The sequence below is a fragment of the Caballeronia sp. KNU42 genome (assembly GCF_053760385.1).
This window is the reverse complement of sequence record NZ_CM132389.1, coordinates 2,057,851-2,079,273: the sequence shown is the minus strand read 5'-3', so window position 1 is coordinate 2,079,273 and position 21,423 is coordinate 2,057,851. Positions and strand designations below refer to the sequence as shown.

The following is a 21,423-nucleotide window of genomic DNA, read 5'->3' as shown; positions in this document are numbered from 1 at the left end:
TCGTTTGCGTGTTGTTTGCATTCACCGCCGCACCTCATGCCAATACCCAGGAGACGAACCATGGCCACCGACCGCTCGCGCATCTCGACGGATATCGATTTCGAGCAGGAAGGCTTTCAGACCGGCACATTGCGCGTGCCGCATTCCGTGGACCGCTCCGCATACGGGCACATCCCGATCCCGATCGCCGTGCTGAAGCTCGGCGATGGTCCAACAGCGCTTCTCACCGGCGGCAATCACGGCGACGAATACGAAGGCCCAATCGCGCTGATGAAACTGCTGCAACGCATGCCGTCGATGCAGATCAGCGGTCGCCTGATCGTCGTGCCAGGTCTCAACTTTCCCGCGTTTCTCGCGGGGCGGCGGACCTCGCCCATAGATGGCGCAAACATGAACCGGATCTTCCCGGGCCATCGCGATGGCTCCATCACGGAGATGATTGCGCACTACGTGGACACCGAGTTGTTTCCCCGTGCCGATTTCATCTTCGATATCCACTCAGGAGGCGCGTCGTTCGATCATCTGCCGACGCTGCTGGTCGCACCACCGGCCGACGCCGGCCAACGCCGCGAATATCAGCGGATTGTCGATGCGTTCGCCGCTCCCAACGCGATGGTCATGGACCTGCTTGGCGAGGACCGCACCTATGGCGCCGCCATCGAGCGACACGGGAAGCTCTTCCTGTGCGGAGAGTTCGGCGGCTACGCGACGTGTAATCCGCAAGGCCTGGCGATCGTGGAGGAAGGCTTGCAGCGCGTGCTCGCGGCGCTCGGCATCTGCTCCGGTGAGGCGTTGCCGGCGCCGCGTCACGACACGCGCTGGCTGCAGGTTGAAGGCGAGCGCCATTACGTCTTTGCGGCCACGCGCGGGATCTTCGAGCCGGTATTCGCGCTCGGCGACCGCGTGAGCGCCGGCGACTTGGCCGGACGCATATTCGATCCGCACGCGCCGTGGGCCCAACCCATCGAGCTGAAGTTCCGCAGCGCGGGCGTGGTCGTCATCGTGCGTTCGTTTGCGAGCGTCGAGCCGGGTGATTGCGTCGCGCTCGTGGCATCCGATCTGGCATCCCCTTCCAATCACCACGCGCAATGAACCCGGAGACGACCATGTCCGCCATCCCGTTGACACAAGGCGTCGACGCACGCGATGCGCTCTACAGAAAGATCACCTGGCGCCTACTGCCGTTCCTGACGCTGTGCTACATGCTCGCGTACCTCGACCGCATCAACATCGGCTTTGCGAAGCTGCAGATGCAGAACCAGCTCTCGTTCTCCGACGCGGCCTATGGCGTCGCTGCGGGCATCTTCTTTATCGGCTACGTGCTGTTCGAAATTCCCAGCAATCTGCTGTTGCCAAGGATAGGCGCCCGCAAGACACTGTCGCGCATCATGGTGCTGTGGGGCCTCACCTCTGCGTCGATGCTGTTCGTCCGGGACATCCACACGTTCTACGCCCTGCGCTTTCTGCTCGGTGTTTTCGAAGCGGGGTTCGCACCGGGAATGGTGCTCTACCTGACCTACTGGTACGCGCCGTCCCGCACCGCTCGCGCGATGGCCGTCGTGATGTGGGCGGGACCGATCGGCGGTGTTATCGGCGGACCGCTGTCGAGCTGGGCCATGACTACGCTGGCAGGCACGCATGGACTTGAAGGCTGGCAGTGGATGTTCATTGTCGAAGGCCTGCCGTGCTGCGTGCTGGGTGTGATTGCATTCTTCTTCCTCGATGATCGTCCGCAGCAGGCAAACTGGCTTTCCGATGAAGAGAAGGCATTGCTTGCCGCTGATCTCGATGCGCAACGCCTGAACCGTGCGGCGAGCGAAGCGCGGCATCAATCATTGAGAACCGTTGTCTCCGACCCGCGCGTGCTGACGCTTGCCTTCAGCAATTTTTGCGTGATCGCGGGGATCTATACAGTGAGTTTCTGGCTGCCCACTATCCTGAAGACCGCTGGCGTTGCGGGCACAATGGCGATCGGCCTTTGGTCGTCCTTACCCTACGTTGCAGCCATTGCCGCAATGGGATGGCTGTGCCGCAGCTCAGACCGTCGCAACGAACGCCGCCGCCATAGTGCGATCGCGAGCATCGTGGGCGCCGTCGCATTGGCCATCGCCGGGTTGTACCCAGACAAGCTCGGCGTCGCGCTGCCTGCCATCGCGCTGTCTACCGCCATGCTCTGGGCGTCCTACACTGTTCTATGGGCGCTCCCCGCGGGGTACCTGGGCACGGCAGCGGCAGCGGGCGGCATTGCCTTCATCAACATTTGCGGCGCGCTTGGCGGCTTCGCCAGTCCGATCATCATCGGTGTCGTCAAGACGCTCACCGGCGACATGCAGGCCGGCATGCTGACCATCGTCGCCATCGCGCTCGCCGGTGCGGTCGCCATGCTGCTGAATCCTATTGAATCGCGAAAGTCGCAAGCGGAGACCCCACATGGATGAACCATCGACAACCTACCGCATCGGCGATGCGTTGATCACCCGCGTGACCGAACAACAGTTTCAGTTGAAGACGGGCAAGCTGTTCCCCGACTTCGACCCCGTTGTCATTGAAGAGCATCGAGCATGGCTCGCCAACGGCCAAGTCGATGCGGCCGCCGAACACTTCGTCCTGAACGTCAATACCTGGGTGCTGCGAGTCGGCGGCAAGGTCATCCTGATCGACACCGCAAGCGGTAATCATAAGGACCGTCCATTCAGCGCCCTCTTCCATCAACTGAATACACCGTATCTCGAGCGGCTGGAGCGCGCGGGGGTGAAGCCCGAAGAGGTCGATTTCGTGCTGCTTACGCACCTGCATGTGGACCACGTCGGCTGGAATACCCGGCTCGACAACGGCCGTTGGGTGCCCACTTTTCCCAACGCGCGTTACGTGTTCTCACGCGTCGAACGAGAGTACTTCGATACACCCGCTGGCGAGAGCCGGCGCATGGTTTTCGATGACAGCGTGTTGCCCGTGATCGACGCGGGACTCGCCGAAGAAATTGGTCCCGAGGGCGGCGAATATCTGCCGGGCATCCGCTTCCATCCGACGCCGGGTCACAGCGCCGGGCACATGTCGATCGAAATCGAGTCGGCGGGTGCGCACGCGCTCTTTAGCGGCGATGTATGGCATCACCCGATCCAGGTCTATCGTCCGGCGTGGAGTTCGGTGTTTTGTGCCGACCAGCATCGTGCAACTGTCTCCCGCCGATGGGTACTCGACCGGGCAGTCGAAACGGGCGCGACCGTGTTCACGCCGCACTTTGCCGGGACATCGGCGGGTGCGGTGGAGGTGGGGGATGTCTCGGCCCAAAGCAACGGCGGCTTCGCTTGGCGCTTCGTGTGAAGATCTTTCGAGTGATGGTCGGCTTGTCTGCGGCAATTAATGATGCCCCTACCGCTGTTTAACGGCCGCTACGCTCACGTCGGGCTGCACCATTGCGCCGAGAACGCGAAGCAGCCGCTGCAACGCCGCGTTGGGATTCGTCTCCAGATAAGCGAAGGCCAGCGGCATCCGCACCGACAGGTCGGTGAAGCGCAGGAACTGCGCGCGTGCCGGCGGCCGCCCGAGATTCGCGGCATTGACGATCGCGGCTCCCATGCCGGCCGAGACGAGCGACAGGATCGCCGCCTCGGTCGGCACTTCCTGCACCACGTCCAGCGTCAATCCGGCCTCGCTGCACGCGCTGACCAGCATGTCGTAATACGCCGGGTACGTTTGCCGCGGAAAACAAACCATCGGCCGGCCGTTCAGCTCACGCGCGGAAATCGCCTGGCCCTGCGGAAGATTCCAGCTTCGCGGTACCGCGGCCACCACATCGTCAATGACCAGAGGCAACACACGCAGCGCACGCGGAAGCTCGCCGTAGGTGTAGATAAACCCGCCGTCCAGCGTTCCGGCAAGGATCTCGGCGACCTGCTCGGGCGTGTTCATTGGCGCCAGATGAATGCTCACCTCGGGTGCTTCGCGCTGAAAACTGTTAAACGCATCAGGAACCAGGCCGTCCCAACTTGCATTGTCGACCACGCCAAGGCTTAACGTGCCCTGGAGCCCCGATGCAACCAGCCTCACCGCGCGCGTGGCCGACTCGAGTATGCCGAGCGACTTGCGAACTTCGCGCAGGAATAAATCGCCCGCGACAGTGAGCTTGACGCCCTGCGGCGTGCGGTCGAAAAGCCGCGCACCCAGCATCTGCTCGAGATCCTGTATCTGGCGAGTAATCGCCGGCTGCGTGACATTGATATGCTCAGCGGCCAGCCGGAAGCTTTGATTTTCCGCGACCGCCGCGAAGTACCTTAAGTGTCGAAGTTCCAAGTTTGTTCCCTCTGTTGCCGCGGCAATCCTTCAGGTCCACATCTCCACATCCGCACCGCACGTTCTGGCGGCATCTGCCATCACCGTTTGCGACGGCACGTCAGGATAACGCTCGACGTCAATGCTATCCGCGTTTGATGCGCGCGACGGGACGCGCGCCCTCCTAAGACCTGTACAAAAAAATTTGCCCGGATTATCTCGTTTACGATACATTATGCTCGATTATGATCGATTGACGACGACTGAATAAGCGCAAACAGAGGCCAACGACATGCAAAGAACCCGGCGTGATGCCGTAGACGGGCTGCTTCCCGACGAACGTGCAAAGCTGATACTGGGCAGGCTCCAAACGCACGGCCGCGTGCTGGCGACCGAACTCGCGCTCGAATTCAACACCTCCGAGCACACGGTTCGCCGCCATCTGCGCGATCTGGCCGACGCGGGCCATTGCAAGCGTGTGTACGGCGGTGCGCTGCTGATCTCGCCCGCTACACCATCCGGGTCCACCCGTCTGCGCGAAGCGGCCGACCGAAAGGCCCGACTGGCTGTTGCGGCGGTGTCCATCGTCCGGCCGGGGCACATCATCCTGCTCGATGCCGGGTCGACCAACGTCGCTATCGCCGCGGCGCTTCCGGACAACGCGGGGCTCACGGTGGTGACCAATTCCCCCGATGCCTGCTCGCGCTTGCTCGATCGTCCCGGCTTCGACGTCATCCTGATTGGCGGCCGGATGAGCGCGCGTGGAGCGGGGTCTCTCGGGTCCACCGCGCTTTTGCAGGTCCAGCAGATCAAGGCTGACCTCTGTTTCCTCGGCGCATGCGCCATCGACCCGGACGAGGGCGTGGCGGCGTTCGAGGCGGAGGAAGCCGAGCTTAAACGCGCGATGGTCAAGTCAAGCGGTCAGGTCGCCATCGCGATGACGTCGGAGAAACTGATGACTTCGGCGCCCTTTTTTGTAGCGGCAACCTCCAGTGTCGAGCATCTGATCGTGGAGCCGGATGTGTCCGTGCAACGGCTAGCCGAATTCGAAAAGATCTGCGGCAACGTGATCGTGGCTCACGCGGAGGCTCGATCATGAAGCCCGTCGCTGAACGCATTGCCACCACGGCGGTCTTTCTCGGTAACGGGCTGGGCATTGGCGCGTGGGCCGTCGAAGTCCCGCGGATCAAGGAAGCTTTGTCGCTAAGCGATACATCGCTCGGGATCGCGCTGTTTTGTTTTGCCTTAGGCGCGATTGTGGCGATGCCGCTAGCGGGCCGGCTGGCGCCACGCTTTGGAAGCGGCCGCGTCACCGCATTCCTGGGCGTTGCATTTGTCATTGGGCTGCCCTTGCCCGCGCTAGCCCCGGACTTTGCCTTGTTATGCGTCGTGCTGTTTGCGTTAGGCGCCGCGAACGGCGCACTGGATGTATCGATGAACGGACATGCCAGTGCCATCGAAGGCGAATGGCAGTCGCCCATCATGTCGTCGTTTCATGCGGCCTGGAGCATGGGTGGTCTGTTAGGCGCAGCGGGGGGTGCGGCGCTTCAGGCCAACGGCATCGGCACGATAGGCGGATTGCTGCTGCCTGACGTCGTTATCGGCGTGCTGGTTTTGACAAGCGCTGTATTTGCGCTGCGGGATATTGGACCGAGGGCATTGGCGTCGGCTAGCGGTTTCACTTTGCCTAGTGCAGGCGTCATGAAACTCGCCGCCCTCGCCTTTCTCTGCATGCTGGTTGAAGGGGCGGTGGCGGACTGGAGCGCGGTGTTCCTGCGCTCGGCACTCGACACGCAAGCGAGCGCGGCGGCGCTCGGCTATTCGTCGTTTGCCTTCGCGATGGCGGCATGCCGCGTGGTCGGCGATGTATCGGTTCGACGTTTGGGCGCGAGCGTAGTGGTCGCTAGCGGAGGGCTTATCGCAGCGCTTGGCTTGGCGCTGGTGCTGGGGTATCCAAACGTGGTCACTGCTTGCGTGGGGTTTGCGCTTGTGGGAATTGGTCTGGCTAACATCGTGCCGGTGATCTTTAGTGCTGCGGGCCGTTCTACAACAACGCCGGCCGTTGGTGTGTCCATGGCCGCCACGGCGGGCTATGCCGGCTTTCTGGTGGGCCCGCCCTTGATTGGGCTGGGCGCAGGTTTCCTGGGGTTGCGTCTCGCGTTGTGTGCGCTGTTGCTAGCCGCGTTGATCGTCTGTCTGGTGGGTGGGAAAGCCGTGAGCCGGGCGGGGGTTAAAGAGGCGTTTTAAGGTACTAAGCTTTGGGGGATGGGAGTCGCGGGTACCCGGATATTCGAGCGTGCAATCAACCAAGTCACAACACTTGCCGCGTCCGATGATTTGCATCGTATGCGCGCCTGCGTCGATGCTCACCACATAGCGGTCAATGTAGCCGTCGATCACCGTATCCGCGCCTAACGCGACTTTGCACGGATCCCTTATGCCTGTTGACGTGTACAACGTCTGTTCTGGCGCGTCGATACCATCCGCGCGTTGCTGCAAAGCCCTTGACGCAAAACTCCTTGATGCGCACTCCGTAAGAGTCACCATCCGCGCGTCAGTTTATTGAGATGGACGCGCGGAAAAGTGCGTTAGCGTTCGGGGTGTTGCAACAACAAAATAACTGAGATGACAATCGAATTGATGCGGTATGGTCGCTATCGCTACCTGCTTTACAAAAAGTGGGACTACGCACGAAACACGAGAACGAAAGAGCAGCAAGAAGCGCTAGACGCTGGAAAAGCTCTATTCAGAGCCGCTAATATCGAGCATTGGGCGAGCCAGCCCGAGCTAGTGGAGCGGGTGCAAAAGTTTCTTATCGGTTCGTTCCCGGCTTACCGGCCCAGCCCTTACGGTGAAAGCCCCAAGAACATTATCGAAGCGCTTTGTCAGGAACTGCGCAGCGGGGACGTGGTGATTGTTCGAGCGGAACCCGCTTACATCGCTCACGACGGTTTTGTTCCGAAGCAAGAATTCGACTATGAAGCGTATCAACGGGACATTGCCGAACGCGCCAGCAGTTACGCGGCCCGCTCGAAGGCATACCGAGATGACCTGAAGGCGTATAACCAGGAGATAGACGAACGCATCGCACGAGAAGCTCGGGCACTACAAAAACCCTTCCGGCACGTTGAAACGATGGCGGAAGCGCAAGCGCGTAACATTGCCGCTCGCACCGCCAGAGAGGCGGCAAGCGCGCTTGCGGCATCGGTTGTATCCGTGGTTTCCGGTGTTGCGTCTGCGCTGCCATCGTCCGGTGACGATGCCGCTTTCGATCTTGGCGATGTAACAGACGTTGGAAGCGTCACCACGCCGCTGGGCGACGCGGCGCCGTTTGAGTACGTCAAGAGCGTGACGGGCGATGATGTAATGTCGATAGCGGCGCGCGGCGTGGGCGAGGAACAGGAGGCTGATTGCTTCGCAAAGTACGAACTAGACATGGATCTATGTTCGGCGGGCGGAGCGATGTTCAAAAGCCCCGCTTATTTTTTAGAATGCAAAAGTCGCGCTTTCGCCAACTATCAACAGTGCAGAGGGTATTAATGTTATCAAAACGTCCGACATGCAGCGTGTCGCTGTACAACGAGGAAACGAACACGATTTCAACGTTTCATATTCCAGTCGATGACATTGCCGGAGCACTGGCTAGGCGTACTAGCTTTGACCTTCCGTTGGATGATTTTCAAAACCGACTCGATGATGATTTCGCCCGACGTTTGGGCGGAATGATCTTGCTTACGCTTGCGTCCAGATCGCAGATTCTAAAAGGCAAGCTGTCGATCACAACGGAAAGCGAGCCGGGGGATTCGACAAAGGCTTAGGTCATCGGCCCGCAGCGCGGGCCTTCCTTCGTCGCTATCGGCGTCGCGAGACTTATGCCGCGTCGCTGACGCTATCACCGTTTACGGGTTGCTTCTCGAAACGCCGTTCCCACGCTTTAGCCCTGCGGCGCGTAATTAGCACCTTGCGCGGCCCGGCGCGTAGTTCGACCGAGCCTTCGCCGCTTGCTTGCAGCGCGTAATAGTGCGTGCGCCCGATGTGATAGAGCGCGCAAAACTCTTTGATCGTGTGGGCAACCTTTTCCGGCGTGGTATCTGTCATGGCGCGGCCTTTTTCCGTTATCTTTTTCATTAGCAAGCGCTCGCGTGTGTTGGTGGCGCTTGGCACTGACCCCAACCGCAAACGCAGAAACCTAGCCGCAGAACCTCGCCCCCGCCCCCCAAGCCCCGCGAAATTCACTGCACCGGCATCAAATCCCCATCCGCCTGACGCTGAAGATCCTGCACCTTGGTCTGCAACGCACGCAATTCAGCCTGAGCCGCGTCCTGCTGCGCCCGCAAGGCAACAATGGCGTCCCTTTGTTGCGCCTGACGATCAACGACCTGGCTTTGCTGCGCGCGCGCCACATCGACATCCGCTTGCAAGCGGTTCGCCCGGTTCTGCTGCAACGCAATCAGCCGATCCGCGAAGGCATTTTCAGCCTGCAGCTTCTCCCGGCGAATTTCCGAATCGGCAAGCAGCGCCGTGTTTTTCGCGAAGTCCCCATAGACCGCTTCGGCACGCGTATCGGTCTGCGTCTTGATCACGCGCCAGAACTTCTTTTGCTGGAACAGCGCGACGTAATACGTCATCTGGTCCGGATAAAACAACATGCTCGCACCATAGCTGCCGTTATAAGTCGTGCGCATTTCTACGACCTTGCCGTCGCGGATCATCTGCTGCAACTCGGTAATGTTGCCGTTGCCCGGCGCCTGCGGTTCGTCAGCCGCGCCGTTGGTCAGCAGACCGCGTTTCGCACTCGTGTCGCCAAGCGCATTCCCCGCTGCCAACGACGAATCCTGCCCTGCAGGCGTTGCCGCCATTGCAGTGGGTGCGACGCACGCCGCCGTGCAGACCACCGCCCCCGCCCACAGAACTACCCCGTACCGCCATTTATTATTGGATTGCATGGAATTTCCGAGTTCTTTGAACAAAGCGAAACCGAACGGATTATCGCAGATAGATTGCGCCGATATTTATTGGCAGCTTTCAAAAAACCGTGCTCGTTAAATGAAAATTGCAGGACCGGATAATCCCCATGCTCGGTGAAGCGCCGCGGCATGCGCCCCTCAAGAGGCTAAGCGTAAGGCCGTCGTCACCTGAAAATATCGGCGACAAGGTTCGACACCGCCCGTATGCGCTCGCTGCCGCGAAGCGCCGGGTGCAGGACCATCCAGACATCCTGATCCAGCTCCCTGATATGCGGTTCGATGCACACCAGATCGCTCGTCGTATCTCCCGCCAGTTGAGCGAGCACGCCCAGGCCCGAGCCGCCCAGCACGCCGTCGAACACGCCCAGCACGTAGCTGCTGCGAAGGCTAGGCGCGGGCGCGCCCGGCAGCGTCTTGAGCCAGCGGGCCGCAGGATGATCGCCCCGGCGCTCGTCATAACCGACGAAGGACAGCTTGCTCCACTCCTTCTTCTTGATCGCCACCTTGTGACGCAGGTAGTAGTCCCGCGATGCGTATAAACCAAAGCGGACTTTGCCGATCCGGCGCACATACAAGTCACCCTCGTCCGGGCATTCCGACCAGATGGCAATGTCGGCTTCGCGCCGGGCTAGGTTGTACGGCTGCTGCGAGGTCAGCACTTCAATGGCCAGTCCGGGAAACCTTTCCTGGAAGGAGCCCAGCAACTTCATCAGGATGTAGGACATCCACTCGACCGCATTGATCCTGACTGTACCTTCAAGACCGTGAGAACCCGTGACATCTCCGGCCCGTTCGATCTGATGCGCCAGGGCCTCCATCTGCTCGGCCCATGCGAGCACCCGCTGCCCGAACGCCGTGACTGCGCAGCCCGAAGGCACGCGGTCAATCAGGGGTTCACCTAATCTTCTTTCAAGCTCGGTGAGGCGGCGCGACAGCGTCGCCGCGCTAAGATCACACGCCGCCGCGGCTGATCTCATGGTTCCTTCGCGGGCGATGGCGAGCAAAAGCCGCAGATCGTCCCAGTCAACGTGTTCCATTTTTGAAACGCTCGCTTTCGATTTTAGACGTAGCATATCGCGATTCGCGAGGATAGCATTAGACCCCGATGGGCCGGATTGCCGCTTGGATTCACGCCTTGGCTCATGCATCGGGTTTTCACGTATCAGCGTTAAAGCAAAGCGGCAACAAGCATGTCATTCAAATTGATGCACCGAGCAATCGACCAATCGACTAACTGCCTGAACGATTCGACGGCTATCCCTCAGTAGACCGAAGAGCGAACTAACGGAGACTCTATGACCCGCAAAGCCAACCCAGCACGGCGCCGCGTACTCGCTGCAACCGCGGTATTTGCCGCATTTTCACTCCTGCCGGTTTCGTCGGCATTCGCTCAAACGGCTAAAAAGCCCGTTGTCGCCCTCGTGATGAAGTCACTCGCCAACGAGTTCTTCCTCACCATGGAAACCGGCGCCAAGGACTATCAGGCGCATAACGCCAGCAAGTTCACGCTCATCTCGAACGGCATCAAGGATGAAACCGATACCGCGAGCCAGATCCGCATTGTCGAGCAGATGATCGTCTCGAAGGTCGATGCGCTCGTGATCGCCCCCGCTGATTCCAAGGCGCTCGTTCCGGTCATCAAGAAGGCCGTGGATGCAGGGATCATCGTGGTGAACATCGACAACCAGCTCGATCCGGAAGTGCTCAAGTCGAAAGACCTGAACGTGCCGTTCGTCGGCCCGGACAACGCGAAGGGCGCGAAACTGGTGGGCGACTACCTGGCCAAGAAACTGAAATCCGGCGATGAAGTCGGCATTATCGAAGGCGTGTCGACCACGACCAATGCGCAGCAACGCACGGCCGGCTTCAAGCAGGCAATGCAGGCAGGCGGCATGAAGGTTGTTGCACTGCAATCCGGCGAGTGGGAAATCGACAAGGGCAACGCGGTGGCATCGCAGATCCTGAACGCGAACCCGAACATCAAGGCGCTGCTGTGCGGCAACGACAACATGGCGCTTGGTGCGGTTGCTGCAGTGCGGGCAGCCGGCAAGGCAGGCAAGGTATACGTGGTTGGTTACGACAACATCAACGCCATCAAGCCGATGCTGGCCGACGGCCGGGTCTTGGCGACCGCCGACCAATACGCCGCGAAACAGGCGGTATTTGGTATCGACACCGCTTTGAAGGCGCTCTCCGCGCATCAGAAGCAGTCGGAACTGTCGAGCGTGGTGGAAACGCCGGTCAACCTGGTCACCAAGTAAGTCGGCCGGCCTCGAGCCGACCGGTATGCGTCGTCGTGATAAGTCGTCGTGGCAAGCCGCAATGGGTCACGACGACGCATGCATGCCGAAATTTCGCAAGCAGCGTAGAGTGTTCCGACGCGTGCGGCTTGAGCTCCAAATGTCCAAACGTGTGGTGCGCCCCGGTGCTTGATCGCCGGGGCGCAACTCGCATTCATGTAGCTGCCCTAGCCTCTCATAAGCGATGCCAAGTTCAATCGTCCCTTCCGCCGACATAGCGCCGGTGCTGACCATTAACGGGATCGGCAAGACCTATGTCGAACCGGTGCTCACGGACGTCTCGCTTCAATTGCGTCCTGGTGAAGTGCTCGCGCTGACAGGCGAAAACGGCGCCGGCAAGAGCACGCTCTCGAAGATCGTAGGCGGTCTTGTCACGCCCACCACCGGTTCCATGCAACTCGGCGGTGTGTCATATGCACCGGCCAGCCGCAGTAGCGCCGAAGCGCTCGGCGTGCGCATGGTGATGCAGGAGCTGAACCTGCTGCCCACGCTGTCCGTGGCTGAAAACCTCTTTCTGAATCGCCTGCCAAAACGCGGGCTGGGCTGGATCGACCGCACGACGCTGCGCGAAGACGCGCGTCAGGCGATGGCCCAGGTCGGCCTCGATGCCATAGACCCGGATATGCTCGTGGGTCAACTCGGCATTGGCCATCAGCAGATGGTCGAGATCGCGCGCAACCTGATCGGCGATTGCCGCATGCTGATCCTCGATGAACCCACCGCCATGCTCACGGCGCGCGAAGTCGACTTGCTGTTCGAGCAAGTCGAGCGCCTGAAGTCGCGCGGCGTTGCGCTGGTGTACATCTCGCATCGGCTGGAAGAACTGGCGCGCATCGCCGAACGCGCGGCTGTGTTGCGCGACGGCCGGCTGGTCCACGTCGACACCATGAGCAACCTCAGCAGCGACAAGCTTGTCACGCTGATGGTCGGACGCGATATTGGCGAGCGTATCGACCTCGGTGAACGCAGGATCGGCGCGACTGCATTCAAGGTGCAGGGCATGACGCGCGGCCACGCCGTGCGCGACGTATCGTTTGAAGTAAAGGCCGGCGAGATCTTCGGCGTGAGCGGGCTGATCGGCGCGGGCCGAACTGAACTCATGCGGCTGATCTACGGCGCGGATCGGGCGGATGGCGGCAGCATCTCGATCGCGCATCGCGGTGGGGAGCTCAAGACCGTCAGCATCAAGTCGCCCTCCGATGCTGTGAGCCAGGGTATCGCGCTCATCACCGAAGATCGCAAGGGCGAAGGTTTGTTGTTGCCCCAGCCGATCGCCGCGAACATTTCGCTCGGCAATATCGGCGCGGTATCGAAGTACGGTTTCATCGATGCCCACCAAGAGACCGCACTCGCGCAGAAGCAGATCGACGCCATGCGGATTCGCACGTCGAGCGCCGCGCAACCGGTGTCCGAACTGTCGGGCGGCAATCAGCAGAAGGTAGTGATCGGGCGCTGGCTCGCCCGCGATTGCACCGTCCTGCTCTTCGACGAACCCACGCGCGGCATCGACGTTGGCGCCAAGTTCGATATCTATGCGCTGATGGGCGCCCAGGCGCGCGAGGGCCGCGCGCTGGTGGTGGTCTCCAGCGACCTGCGCGAGCTGATGCTGATCTGCGACCGGATCGGCGTGATGTCGGCGGGACGCATGACCGGCGTCTTCGAACGCGATAACTGGTCGCAGGACGCGTTGCTGGCCGCAGCGTTCTCGGGTTATGCAGCCCGCGATAAAATTCTCAGCGAATCTATTGAACCGGGCGTCGACACGCCGCGCGACGGGACGCCGGACACCTCAATCACGGAGCACCAGTCATGACTGTACAAACAACTACACCGAAGTCGCAGACGGAGCCGCCCAAGAGCGCGAAGCCGATCGGCACCCGGCTGGGTTTCTCGAACTACCTGGGCCTGTTGGGCGCGCTGATCGCCATGATCGCGCTGTTCTCCGTGCTAAGCTCGCACTTCTTGAGCTACGACACCTTCAGCACGATCGCAAACCAGATTCCCGATCTGGTGGTGATGTCGGTCGGCATGACGTTCGTGCTGATCATTGCGGGTATCGATCTGTCAGTGGGATCGGTGCTGGCATTGGGCGCGGCAGTGACCAGCGTCGCCGCATTGCAATGGCACTGGGGGGCGCTGCCGGCCGCGTTGCTCGGCATGGCCGGTGCAGCGCTTACCGGCTGCGTGACTGGCGCCGTAACAGTGGGTTGGCGCATCCCTTCGTTCATCGTCTCGCTGGGTGTGCTGGAAGCGGCACGCGGTCTTGCATACCAGATGACGAACTCGCGCACGGCGTACATCGGCGACGCCTTCGACTTTCTCTCGAATCCCATCGCGTTCGGCATTTCCCCTTCATTCCTGATTGCTATCGCCGTGATGGTCGTGGCGCAACTCGTGCTCACGCGAACGGTTTTTGGCCGCTATCTGGTCGGTATCGGCACCAACGAGGAAGCCGTGCGGCTGGCTGGCGTGAACCCGCGCCCGTATAAGATCATCGTGTTTGCGCTGATGGGCCTGCTCTCGGGTCTTGCCGCCCTGTTCCAGATCTCCCGGCTTGAAGCGGCTGACCCCAATGCCGGATCAGGGATCGAACTGCAGGTGATTGCCGCAGTTGTGATCGGCGGTACCAGCCTGATGGGTGGACGCGGTTCTGTCATCAGCACGTTTTTCGGCGTCCTGATCATTTCGGTGCTGGCGGCCGGTCTCGCGCAAATCGGTGCGAACGAGCCGACCAAGCGGATCATCACCGGTGCGGTGATCGTGGTTGCGGTCGTGCTGGATACGTACCGCAGCAAACGACGCACCGTGTAAGCGTAGGCAGCGCCTGGTCCCGAGCGCCCGTGCGTCCCAATTATGGGTGACGTCTGTGGCGCCCGGCTTGGGACCAGTGTGCTTACCGCGCGTACTTAACCAAAGCTCAAGCCCGATGATCGACCCGTTTGCCAGCAGGAGAAATTGAAATGTCCAAAGAAAACAAGCAAGGCTCCGTCCTCATCATGGGGAGTATCAATACCGATCTGGTCGCGCGCTCGCCGCACCTGCCGCGTCCGGGCGAAACGATCAGCGGCCATGAGTTCGCGCAGATCTCCGGCGGCAAGGGCGCCAACCAGGCGGTTGCGGCTGCACGTATCGGCGGCCACGTGGTCATGGCCGGATGCGTGGGCGGCGACGCCAACGGCACATTACGGCTGGCCGATCTCGAAGCGGAAGGGATCGATTGCAGCGCCGTCGAAACCGACCCGTCAGTGCCGACCGGCGTCGCGATCGTTACCGTAGCGGACGACGGTCAGAACACGATCGTGGTGGTGCCCGGCAGCAACGGCCAGGTCACTCCCGAGATGGTCAAGCGCCATGAGGCGGTGATCAAGGCCGCTGACGTGGTGGTGTGTCAGCTCGAGACCCCATGGGATTCCGTCTATGCCACGCTTGTCACCGCTCGGAGATTCGGTAAGCTGACCGTATTAAATCCGGCGCCGGCAACCGGTCCGCTGCCGCCCGAGTGGCTGCCGTTGGTCGATTATCTGGTTCCGAACGAGGTCGAAGCCGCGATCCTCGCCGGGTTGCCGGTCGAATCGCAAAGCGGCGCGCGCAGGGCGGCTAAAGAACTTCAGCGAGCGGGAGCGCGTAACGTCATCGTGACGCTTGGATCGCAAGGTGCGTATCTGTTACCCGAGGCAGGCGAAGGCACGCACTACCCCGCGCCCAAGGTGAGCGCGGTGGACACGACTGCTGCCGGCGATACTTTCATCGGCGTCTTTGCCGCTCAGTTGGCCGCACGCCAACCCATAGAGGCGGCGATCAGCCTTGCGCAGAGAGCCGCTGCCATCTCCGTTACACGCGCCGGCGCACAACCCTCCATTCCGACTCGTCAGGAAGTCGACAGCGCGCCTTAAGCCCTCTCTGTTACGGGACTTCTCAAGCGTCCCGGGCATTCGATCCAGTTACACGATTCAGATTGAAGCGTCGAAAGCGTGCTGCCCCGTTGCAAGGGCAATCCGAGACTTAATGCGCGTGCTCAGGCTGCCGGATCGCACGCGGTGAGCGCGAGCTTTTATAGGCTTTGCGAAGGTATGCGCACAAGGGCTTTTCAATCGACAGGAAGCTGAAGATCGACACGGCCGTTAGCACGAACAAAAACGCCACGAATGGAGCGGGAGCCGTGGCAACGCTCGGGAACAGCATCTTTGCATACCTGAAAAGCGGCACGTGCAGGATGTAGAACGCGAAACTCGCTTCCCCTAGCAGGACCATGGGCTTGCTCCCAAGCCAGTCGCTTAGCACCCCTTTCGCGCGTGCCAGAAAATACAGAAGCAGGATAAAGGCGGGGAATAGCAACGCCTTGGCCAACACGTGATTCGCAAACACGATGACTGCAACTGCGGCGGCCAAAGCTGCGAAAGCTGCTACATCGAAGATGAATGCCTTAGCCACGCCCTGGCTCAGATAAAGACGCGCCATGCATATCCCGGCGATAAACTCGCCTATCCGAAGCACCGGCATAAATTTGACCAGATCTTGCAACCAATGCGCCTGTCCTAATGACGCTGGCAGCAACGATAGCGTCAACGTGGGAATAACGGAAAATAACCAGCACGCTCCGATCAAACTCAACAGCACGCCGACGCTGCGATTTTTCAGGAAAGCAAACAGGAAGGGAAACGACGCGTAGAAGACCGCTTCCGCGGAGAGCGACCAGCCCGGGGTATTCCAGGCGTTTGCGGTGACCGGCGTCCAGGCTTGTAGCAACGCCAGGGAAAACACCCCGTAAAACGCGAGCCGCGCATATAAACCGGCCGAGTGACCGTGCAACGCAACGAGGTTCGAATACACCAGCGGGGCAAATACGATCCATCCCAGCAAATAGATCGGGTAGATTTTTGCGAACCGGGAAAAATAGAACTGTCGTACGGCAGGCGCTTGCGCGCCGCCCATTTCCGGATGCGTATAGGTGAGGATAAACCCCGAAAGAATGAAGAACAGTTCGACGGGGTCGCCCGAATTCTCATAGAAATAAAATGGCGAAATCCCTAACGACGCGGCGACATCAGGCGAAAGGTGGTAGAGCGCAACGCTCAACGCTGCCAGGAAGCGAACGCCGGTTAGCGCGGGAATGACTGGCTTTCTTGCAACTATTGTCATCGTTGAATGGGTTCGCCGCGTGCCCCAGCGCGCCTGGCCCCCTTATGGTGCATGTTAAAAAAATGGAAAATTAATGCGAAATGGCAGATTTTCCGGAAAATAAAGCCTTTTCGCGGATAGGGCCAGTGATCAAACCGGCCCCGGGACGTGGTGTTTTTGTCATCGGACGCGCTTAACCGCTCAGACTTCAACGGGGTAGCGAGAGAGATCTCAAACAGCTAGAAACTGTGCCGCAATCCGGCCATTACACCGAGTTGCCCAGCGCCCGCTGCAGGCGTCGTACCGCCTCCGCCCTGACTCACCGTGTAGGCGGCTTTCGCGCTATTCGCGAGATACGCTCCTTGCAAATACACGGCCGTACTCTTCGACAGAAAATAGGTCGTGCGCAGCACCTCGATCGTGCCGCGCGTGTCGTCCTGCCGGTTGACGATCCGGTAGATACCGCCGTCCACCAGGAACGCGGGCGTAACCGGATACGCGGCCGTCAGATAGAACTGATCCGACCTCACGTTGGGCGTGGCGGCTGAAACGGTCTCCACCCTCCGTCCAAGCCAGCCGCCCCCGATCTTCAGTTTTCCGATCGCCCCGTAGCCGTTCAACTGCATGCGGATATCTTTGTCGCCCGGGTTGGTCAACGCGAATGTCGGCGTGCCGTCGAACAAGTTCGCCGAGGCGCCCGGGCCGCCGCGTTGTTCGTCGTAGGCTGCAGCAGCGCCGAATCCCTTCCAGTCATAACGCAGCATGGCCGACCATTCGCGACAGGTTTGAGGGCTGCCCGGGACCGAGCCGACACACGTGCCCTGCCCCGGTGAATTTCCGGTGCCAGCCGAATCACGGCCGAAGGAATAGGTCGCACCGGCGGTCAGGCCGCCAAAGGTTCCCTTGTACGCAATCGTGTTGTCGCTGCGCGCGCTGGGCAGATACTGGTCGAAGGAACCCGTGCCGCCATAGATGTCCGGCCCGAGCAGATCAGAGTCGAGGATAGCCCAGTACGTCATGGTGTACTGGCGCCCGAACGTCAGGCTGCCATACGGTCCCGTCAAACCGACCAGCGCTTGCCGGCCGAAAAGGCGGCCACCCTGGTTCAGCGTTCCGGCTTTGGTATTGAAGCCGCTTTCCAGCGTGAAGATGCTCGACCAGCCGCCGCCCAGATCCTCGTTGCCGCGAATGCCCCATCGCGATGGCAGTTCACCCGTCACACCCGGCATCCGTACCACGCTGCTGCCCGATGCATCGGCATGCGTCACAAACTCGACGCCGGTGTCGATAATCCCGTAGAGCGTCACATTGCTTTGCGCAAGAGATGGCGCCGCGTTGATCGAGAGCAGTGCGCCCAACAATGCAATTTTGTATTTCATGGTCTCCGTGTCCCCTGACCTGCGCTTTGGAATGCAGGTTGAAAATTTCTTGTTCCGACGACGGTCAAGCATGTTGCGCGCTCGACCCTCCTGTGTTGTTTCAGACCTGGCAATCAATATTTAATAGGTATGCTAATTTATTCATATTTCAAGAAATTCGAATTCCGCTTGAACGACCTGATCAGTCAGAAGCGTGCGGGGGTGAGGATCACTCAACACCACATCGGAAGATTCGATGCAAGTACGTCCGGCGTTCTATCGGATCGCACTCGGTATATGTCGACGCACGAGCGCAAGCGCGATCATCACCACGGTCATTGCCGCGCCCAGCATCACCAGGTACGACGACGCGCCGCCCGCGGTAATGACCGCGGCGCCGGCGAATGCGCTGACAATGGCGCCTATCCGCCCGAATGCCAGCGCCGAGGCCGTTCCGGTCGCACGCACTCCCGTCGGGTACACGTAGGCGCAAAGCGCATACATGGTGGACTGCACCGCGTTGACGAACAGGCCATGTGTGAAAAGTCCCAACATCAGCACGCTTACATGCCGTGGGACGTCCACTGTCAGCAGCAGCCACGCGCTGGCGGCAGCGCCAGAACAACAGATGATCAACGGCCAGCGTGAACCGAATCGTGCGATGGTGACCGCACACGCCAACGCCCCAATCGCACCGCCCAGGTTATAGGCCGTCAGCCCGTAGCCGGCAAACTGCATCGACAAACCCTCGTTGGCCAGCATGGTCGGCAGCCAGCTGAAAGCAGCGTAGACGGCCAGCAAACACATGAAGAATGCGCACCAGATCGCAACGGTGTCCAACGCGCGGCCATCTTTGAAAAGCGCGGTGAACCCTACGTGCTTCTCTGAATCGCGTTCGCGGATGTCGGTGAAGCTTGCATCTTTCGCGACCGGGCGTGACATGCGGCCCAGCAGCGCCGCCAGTTCGGCCCAGCGGTGCGGGCGACGCGACAAGAAGCGTGGCGACTCAGGCAGCGCGAACAGCAGTAACACCGCCAGCATCAGCGGCAGCACGCCGCCCGTCAGGAACAACGCGCGCCACCCATAGGACGGCAGGATCACGCTGGCGAACAATCCCGCCACCATGCCTCCCAGAGGCACGCAAAGGATCGTGACCGTGACCGCTATGGTGCGCACTCGCGCGGGCGTATATTCCGCCGTCAACGTGGTGGAGGTCGGCAACGCTCCCCCTATTCCCAACCCGGCGATGAAGCGCAGTGCGGCAATCACCGCAAGGTTCGGGGCAACGCTGATCGCGCAGGTCGCGACGCCGAACACCAGCACACTGCCGATCACCGCCCAGCGCCGGCCGAAACGATCCGCGAACAAACCAGCGCAGGCGCTGCCTATTCCCATGCCGATCAGTCCTGCCGCAACCACCGGGGCAAACGCGTTGCGGGCTATACCCCACTCCTTGATCAGCATGGGGATGGCGAAGCCGATCAACTGGCTGTCGAAACCATCGACAATGATCGAGAGCGCCGCCAGCAGGACAATGAGCTTCTGGAATATGGTGAATGGACCGTCGTCCAGCACGCGCCCAATGTCCACTGTCTTGCTCGTGTCCTCCGGCTCCATCGTCTGATCATGTTCCGACTGCGCGGTTCCGGCGAACACAGCGGGAGGTACGTAGCTGGTCATATGACTGTCTCCTGTTTTTGCGCAGGTTCGACCCGCACATCTTTATTTTCTTGAGCGAATTATGTGAGCGAGGTTCGCTCTTTTGATATTGCCAATTAGCGTAAAAGTCATGACCTTCTTGCATGACCTTCTCAACTTGCTACTAGTGGGGGTATCCGTCTTTTCGCTTGCTTTGCAAAAAGCTTTTATGAGGATCGCTTAACGATCCTTACCGTTGGGGACGACGCGGCCGTACGCGCCACGCGTCCCAACATCAGAACGGATAATGACGCGGCGTGGTTTGCACAGTGATCCAGCGCAGATCCGTGAATTCCGCGATGCCCGCCTTGCCGCCAAAGTGACCGAATCCGCTGCCCTTGACACCACCAAATGGCATCTGGGCCTCGTCGTGCACCGTCGGGCCGTTGATGTGACAGATCCCTGACTCAATGCGCCTCGCAACATTCATCGCGCGTGCGATGTCCCGGCTGAACACCGCTGAAGACAAACCAAATTCGTTGTCGTTGGCGCAGGCAATGGCCTCTTCGTCGCCGTTCACGCGCACGATCGCCTTGACCGGTCCGAACGATTCGTCGTGGTAGATCCGCATGTCGGCGCTGACGTGGTCCAGCAACGTGGCCGGCATCAGCGTGCTACTGGCCTTGCCACCGCACACAAGCTGCGCGCCTTTCGCAAGTGCATCGTCGATCAACGCATTGCATCGTGCGACGGTAGTCATGTCGACAACCGAGCCGAGCACGACCGGTCCGTTGCGCGGATCGCCCAGCGGCAGTTCGACCGCCCGGGCGGCGAACCGGGTGACGAACGCGTCGGCCACCTTGCGATCCACCACGATGCGCTCCGTCGACATGCAAATTTGTCCCGAGTTGGCGAACGCACCGAACACGGCCGCATCGACTGCGGCGTCAAGATCGGCATCGTCCAGCACAAGCAGCGGCGCCTTGCCGCCAAGCTCCAGGACCGCTGGTTTGAGGTACTTCGCGCAGCTTGCAGCAATGACCTTGCCGACGCGAGTCGAACCCGTGAAGTTGACGCGCCGCACCTTGGGATGAGCAATCATCGCTTCAACGACCGGGCCGGCATCCGCTGGTGCGTTCGTCACGAAGTTCACTACACCCGGGGGAAATCCGGCTTCCTGCAAGGCGTCGATGATCAGGCCATGCGTTGCCGGACATATCTCGGACCCTTTGAGGACGACCGTGTTGCCGCACGCGAGCGGCAACGCGATAGCACGCACCGCCAGGATCACCGGCGCGTTCCACGGCGCCATCCCGAGCACCACACCGGCCGGTTGGCGCACGCCCATTGCAAGGCTGCCAGGTACATCGGATGGAATGATTTCGCCGGCGATTTGCGTGGTGAGCGCCGCTGCCTCCATGAGTCCGGAAGCAGCCAGATGCACGTTGAACCCGCCCCAGATAGCCGACGCCCCGGTTTCCGCCGCCATGGCGGACACAAAGGCGGCGCGCTTTGCTTCGATGACTTGCGCGGCACGCATCAACAGTGCGCGTCGCTCGCCCGGTCCTGTAGCGGACCACGCGGGGAATGCACTGGCGGCGGCGTCGACCGCGGCGAGCGCGTCGGCCACCGATGCGGCCGGTGCACGCGTGGCCACCTCGCCGTCCAGTGGATTGCTGCGCTCGAAGGTCGCGCCGTTAGCTGCCTGGACCGCCTCGCCGTTGATCAACATGGTAATGGTTTTCATCGTCTGTCTCCTGATGATTTTTA

20 protein-coding genes are annotated in these 21,423 nt (G+C 60.7%); 11 read left to right on the top strand and 9 right to left on the bottom strand.

All coding sequences use genetic code 11. The features are described from left to right. Positions 1-60: 60 nt before the first annotated feature. Genes ACSOSP_RS28675 through ACSOSP_RS28665 form a run of 3 tightly spaced genes read left to right on the top strand, consistent with a single transcriptional unit; the run spans position 61 to position 3,324 of the window. Positions 61-1,092: a succinylglutamate desuccinylase/aspartoacylase family protein gene (locus ACSOSP_RS28675; protein ID WP_455311828.1), complete on the top strand. Its 1,032-nt coding sequence runs from the start codon at positions 61-63 to the stop codon at positions 1,090-1,092. Positions 1,093-1,106: 14 nt separating this feature from the next. Beyond that, the gene (locus ACSOSP_RS28670) at positions 1,107-2,438 is read left to right on the top strand and encodes an MFS transporter (RefSeq protein WP_455311827.1); all 1,332 of its coding nucleotides are present in this window, start codon (positions 1,107-1,109) and stop codon (positions 2,436-2,438) included. After that, positions 2,431-3,324, top strand: coding sequence for an MBL fold metallo-hydrolase (locus ACSOSP_RS28665; RefSeq protein WP_455311826.1), 894 nt, complete (start codon positions 2,431-2,433; stop codon positions 3,322-3,324). Before ACSOSP_RS28670 ends, ACSOSP_RS28665 begins: the two co-directional genes overlap by 8 nt. Positions 3,325-3,372: 48 nt before the next feature. On the opposite strand, the gene ACSOSP_RS28660 is transcribed toward ACSOSP_RS28665, so the two are convergent. Beyond that, positions 3,373-4,293 carry a LysR family transcriptional regulator gene (locus ACSOSP_RS28660; protein WP_455311825.1) on the bottom strand — a complete coding sequence of 307 codons (921 nt, stop codon included), beginning with the start codon at positions 4,291-4,293 and terminating at the stop codon, positions 3,373-3,375. Positions 4,294-4,564: 271 nt separating this feature from the next. On the opposite strand from ACSOSP_RS28660, the gene ACSOSP_RS28655 reads away from it, so the two are divergent. Together ACSOSP_RS28655 and ACSOSP_RS28650 are read left to right on the top strand one after the other, a co-directional pair. Next, positions 4,565-5,371, top strand: coding sequence for a DeoR/GlpR family DNA-binding transcription regulator (locus ACSOSP_RS28655; protein WP_455311824.1), 807 nt, complete (start codon positions 4,565-4,567; stop codon positions 5,369-5,371). After that, entirely contained in the window at positions 5,368-6,519 is a 1,152-nt protein-coding gene (locus ACSOSP_RS28650; protein WP_455311823.1) for an MFS transporter, read from the top strand. Before ACSOSP_RS28655 ends, ACSOSP_RS28650 begins: the two co-directional genes overlap by 4 nt. Here ACSOSP_RS28650 and ACSOSP_RS28645 read toward each other — a convergent pair. After that, positions 6,448-6,819, bottom strand: coding sequence for a phage baseplate assembly protein (locus ACSOSP_RS28645; protein WP_455311822.1), 372 nt, complete (start codon positions 6,817-6,819; stop codon positions 6,448-6,450). The two genes, ACSOSP_RS28650 and ACSOSP_RS28645, sit on opposite strands and share 72 nt — an antisense overlap. Positions 6,820-6,897: 78 nt before the next feature. Between ACSOSP_RS28645 and ACSOSP_RS28640 the strand changes: the two genes are divergently transcribed. Continuing rightward, entirely contained in the window at positions 6,898-7,812 is a 915-nt protein-coding gene (locus tag ACSOSP_RS28640; protein WP_455311821.1) for a hypothetical protein, read from the top strand. Positions 7,813-7,838: 26 nt separating this feature from the next. Then, a complete protein-coding gene (locus ACSOSP_RS28635) occupies positions 7,839-8,090 on the top strand; it encodes a hypothetical protein (RefSeq protein WP_455311820.1) in 252 nt (83 codons plus the stop codon). 52 nt (positions 8,091-8,142) lie between these two features. Here the strand turns inward: ACSOSP_RS28635 and ACSOSP_RS28630 are convergent, their stop codons facing one another. The 3 genes from ACSOSP_RS28630 to ACSOSP_RS28620 all read right to left on the bottom strand — a co-directional run bounded on the left by ACSOSP_RS28630 (position 8,143) and on the right by ACSOSP_RS28620 (position 10,276). Continuing rightward, the gene (locus ACSOSP_RS28630) at positions 8,143-8,400 is read right to left on the bottom strand and encodes a hypothetical protein (RefSeq protein WP_455311819.1); all 258 of its coding nucleotides are present in this window, start codon (positions 8,398-8,400) and stop codon (positions 8,143-8,145) included. A 104-nt stretch (positions 8,401-8,504) separates the two neighbouring features. After that, positions 8,505-9,218: a DUF2968 domain-containing protein gene (locus ACSOSP_RS28625; protein WP_455311818.1), complete on the bottom strand. Its 714-nt coding sequence runs from the start codon at positions 9,216-9,218 to the stop codon at positions 8,505-8,507. Between the two features lie 185 nt (positions 9,219-9,403). Next, complete coding sequence (locus tag ACSOSP_RS28620; RefSeq protein ID WP_089164221.1) at positions 9,404-10,276, bottom strand: LysR family transcriptional regulator; 873 nt, start codon at positions 10,274-10,276, stop codon at positions 9,404-9,406. Between the two features lie 258 nt (positions 10,277-10,534). On the opposite strand from ACSOSP_RS28620, the gene ACSOSP_RS28615 reads away from it, so the two are divergent. From ACSOSP_RS28615 to rbsK, 4 genes are all read left to right on the top strand, one after another. Then, positions 10,535-11,500 carry a substrate-binding domain-containing protein gene (locus ACSOSP_RS28615; protein ID WP_455311817.1) on the top strand — a complete coding sequence of 322 codons (966 nt, stop codon included), beginning with the start codon at positions 10,535-10,537 and terminating at the stop codon, positions 11,498-11,500. A 223-nt stretch (positions 11,501-11,723) separates the two neighbouring features. Next, a complete protein-coding gene (locus ACSOSP_RS28610) occupies positions 11,724-13,352 on the top strand; it encodes a sugar ABC transporter ATP-binding protein (protein ID WP_455311816.1) in 1,629 nt (542 codons plus the stop codon). Then, complete coding sequence (locus ACSOSP_RS28605) at positions 13,349-14,350, top strand: ABC transporter permease (protein ID WP_455311815.1); 1,002 nt, start codon at positions 13,349-13,351, stop codon at positions 14,348-14,350. The genes ACSOSP_RS28610 and ACSOSP_RS28605 overlap by 4 nt, the downstream gene beginning before the upstream one ends. 149 nt (positions 14,351-14,499) lie before the next feature. Next, complete coding sequence (gene rbsK / locus ACSOSP_RS28600; protein WP_455311814.1) at positions 14,500-15,432, top strand: ribokinase; 933 nt, start codon at positions 14,500-14,502, stop codon at positions 15,430-15,432. 109 nt (positions 15,433-15,541) lie between these two features. Here rbsK and ACSOSP_RS28595 read toward each other — a convergent pair whose 3' ends face one another. From ACSOSP_RS28595 to ACSOSP_RS28580, 4 genes are all read right to left on the bottom strand, one after another. Further along, positions 15,542-16,678: an acyltransferase family protein gene (locus ACSOSP_RS28595; RefSeq protein ID WP_455311813.1), complete on the bottom strand. Its 1,137-nt coding sequence runs from the start codon at positions 16,676-16,678 to the stop codon at positions 15,542-15,544. A 218-nt stretch (positions 16,679-16,896) separates the two neighbouring features. Further along, positions 16,897-18,036, bottom strand: coding sequence for a porin (locus ACSOSP_RS28590; RefSeq protein WP_455311812.1), 1,140 nt, complete (start codon positions 18,034-18,036; stop codon positions 16,897-16,899). Between the two features lie 255 nt (positions 18,037-18,291). After that, positions 18,292-19,632 (bottom strand): MFS transporter, encoded by a 1,341-nt coding sequence (locus ACSOSP_RS28585; RefSeq protein WP_455313698.1) that lies wholly within the window; start codon positions 19,630-19,632, stop codon positions 18,292-18,294. A 316-nt stretch (positions 19,633-19,948) separates the two neighbouring features. After that, positions 19,949-21,400 (bottom strand): aldehyde dehydrogenase, encoded by a 1,452-nt coding sequence (locus tag ACSOSP_RS28580; RefSeq protein WP_455311811.1) that lies wholly within the window; start codon positions 21,398-21,400, stop codon positions 19,949-19,951. Positions 21,401-21,423: the final 23 nt, after the last annotated feature.

Excerpts from the sequence above, each read along its gene's own strand:
- ACSOSP_RS28675 (WP_455311828.1), top strand. The coding sequence starts at position 61 with ATGGCCACCGACCGCTCGCGCATCTCGACGGATATCGATTTCGAGCAG.
- ACSOSP_RS28670 (WP_455311827.1), top strand. The coding sequence starts at position 1,107 with ATGTCCGCCATCCCGTTGACACAAGGCGTCGACGCACGCGATGCGCTC.
- ACSOSP_RS28665 (WP_455311826.1), top strand. The coding sequence starts at position 2,431 with ATGGATGAACCATCGACAACCTACCGCATCGGCGATGCGTTGATCACC.
- ACSOSP_RS28655 (WP_455311824.1), top strand. The coding sequence starts at position 4,565 with ATGCAAAGAACCCGGCGTGATGCCGTAGACGGGCTGCTTCCCGACGAA.
- ACSOSP_RS28650 (WP_455311823.1), top strand. The coding sequence starts at position 5,368 with ATGAAGCCCGTCGCTGAACGCATTGCCACCACGGCGGTCTTTCTCGGT.
- ACSOSP_RS28645 (WP_455311822.1), bottom strand. The coding sequence starts at position 6,819 with ATGGTGACTCTTACGGAGTGCGCATCAAGGAGTTTTGCGTCAAGGGCT.
- ACSOSP_RS28640 (WP_455311821.1), top strand. The coding sequence starts at position 6,898 with ATGACAATCGAATTGATGCGGTATGGTCGCTATCGCTACCTGCTTTAC.
- ACSOSP_RS28630 (WP_455311819.1), bottom strand. The coding sequence starts at position 8,400 with ATGAAAAAGATAACGGAAAAAGGCCGCGCCATGACAGATACCACGCCG.
- ACSOSP_RS28625 (WP_455311818.1), bottom strand. The coding sequence starts at position 9,218 with ATGCAATCCAATAATAAATGGCGGTACGGGGTAGTTCTGTGGGCGGGG.
- ACSOSP_RS28620 (WP_089164221.1), bottom strand. The coding sequence starts at position 10,276 with ATGGAACACGTTGACTGGGACGATCTGCGGCTTTTGCTCGCCATCGCC.
- ACSOSP_RS28615 (WP_455311817.1), top strand. The coding sequence starts at position 10,535 with ATGACCCGCAAAGCCAACCCAGCACGGCGCCGCGTACTCGCTGCAACC.
- ACSOSP_RS28610 (WP_455311816.1), top strand. The coding sequence starts at position 11,724 with ATGCCAAGTTCAATCGTCCCTTCCGCCGACATAGCGCCGGTGCTGACC.
- ACSOSP_RS28605 (WP_455311815.1), top strand. The coding sequence starts at position 13,349 with ATGACTGTACAAACAACTACACCGAAGTCGCAGACGGAGCCGCCCAAG.
- rbsK (WP_455311814.1), top strand. The coding sequence starts at position 14,500 with ATGTCCAAAGAAAACAAGCAAGGCTCCGTCCTCATCATGGGGAGTATC.
- ACSOSP_RS28595 (WP_455311813.1), bottom strand. The coding sequence starts at position 16,678 with ATGACAATAGTTGCAAGAAAGCCAGTCATTCCCGCGCTAACCGGCGTT.
- ACSOSP_RS28590 (WP_455311812.1), bottom strand. The coding sequence starts at position 18,036 with ATGAAATACAAAATTGCATTGTTGGGCGCACTGCTCTCGATCAACGCG.
- ACSOSP_RS28585 (WP_455313698.1), bottom strand. The coding sequence starts at position 19,632 with ATGGAGCCGGAGGACACGAGCAAGACAGTGGACATTGGGCGCGTGCTG.
- ACSOSP_RS28580 (WP_455311811.1), bottom strand. The coding sequence starts at position 21,400 with ATGAAAACCATTACCATGTTGATCAACGGCGAGGCGGTCCAGGCAGCT.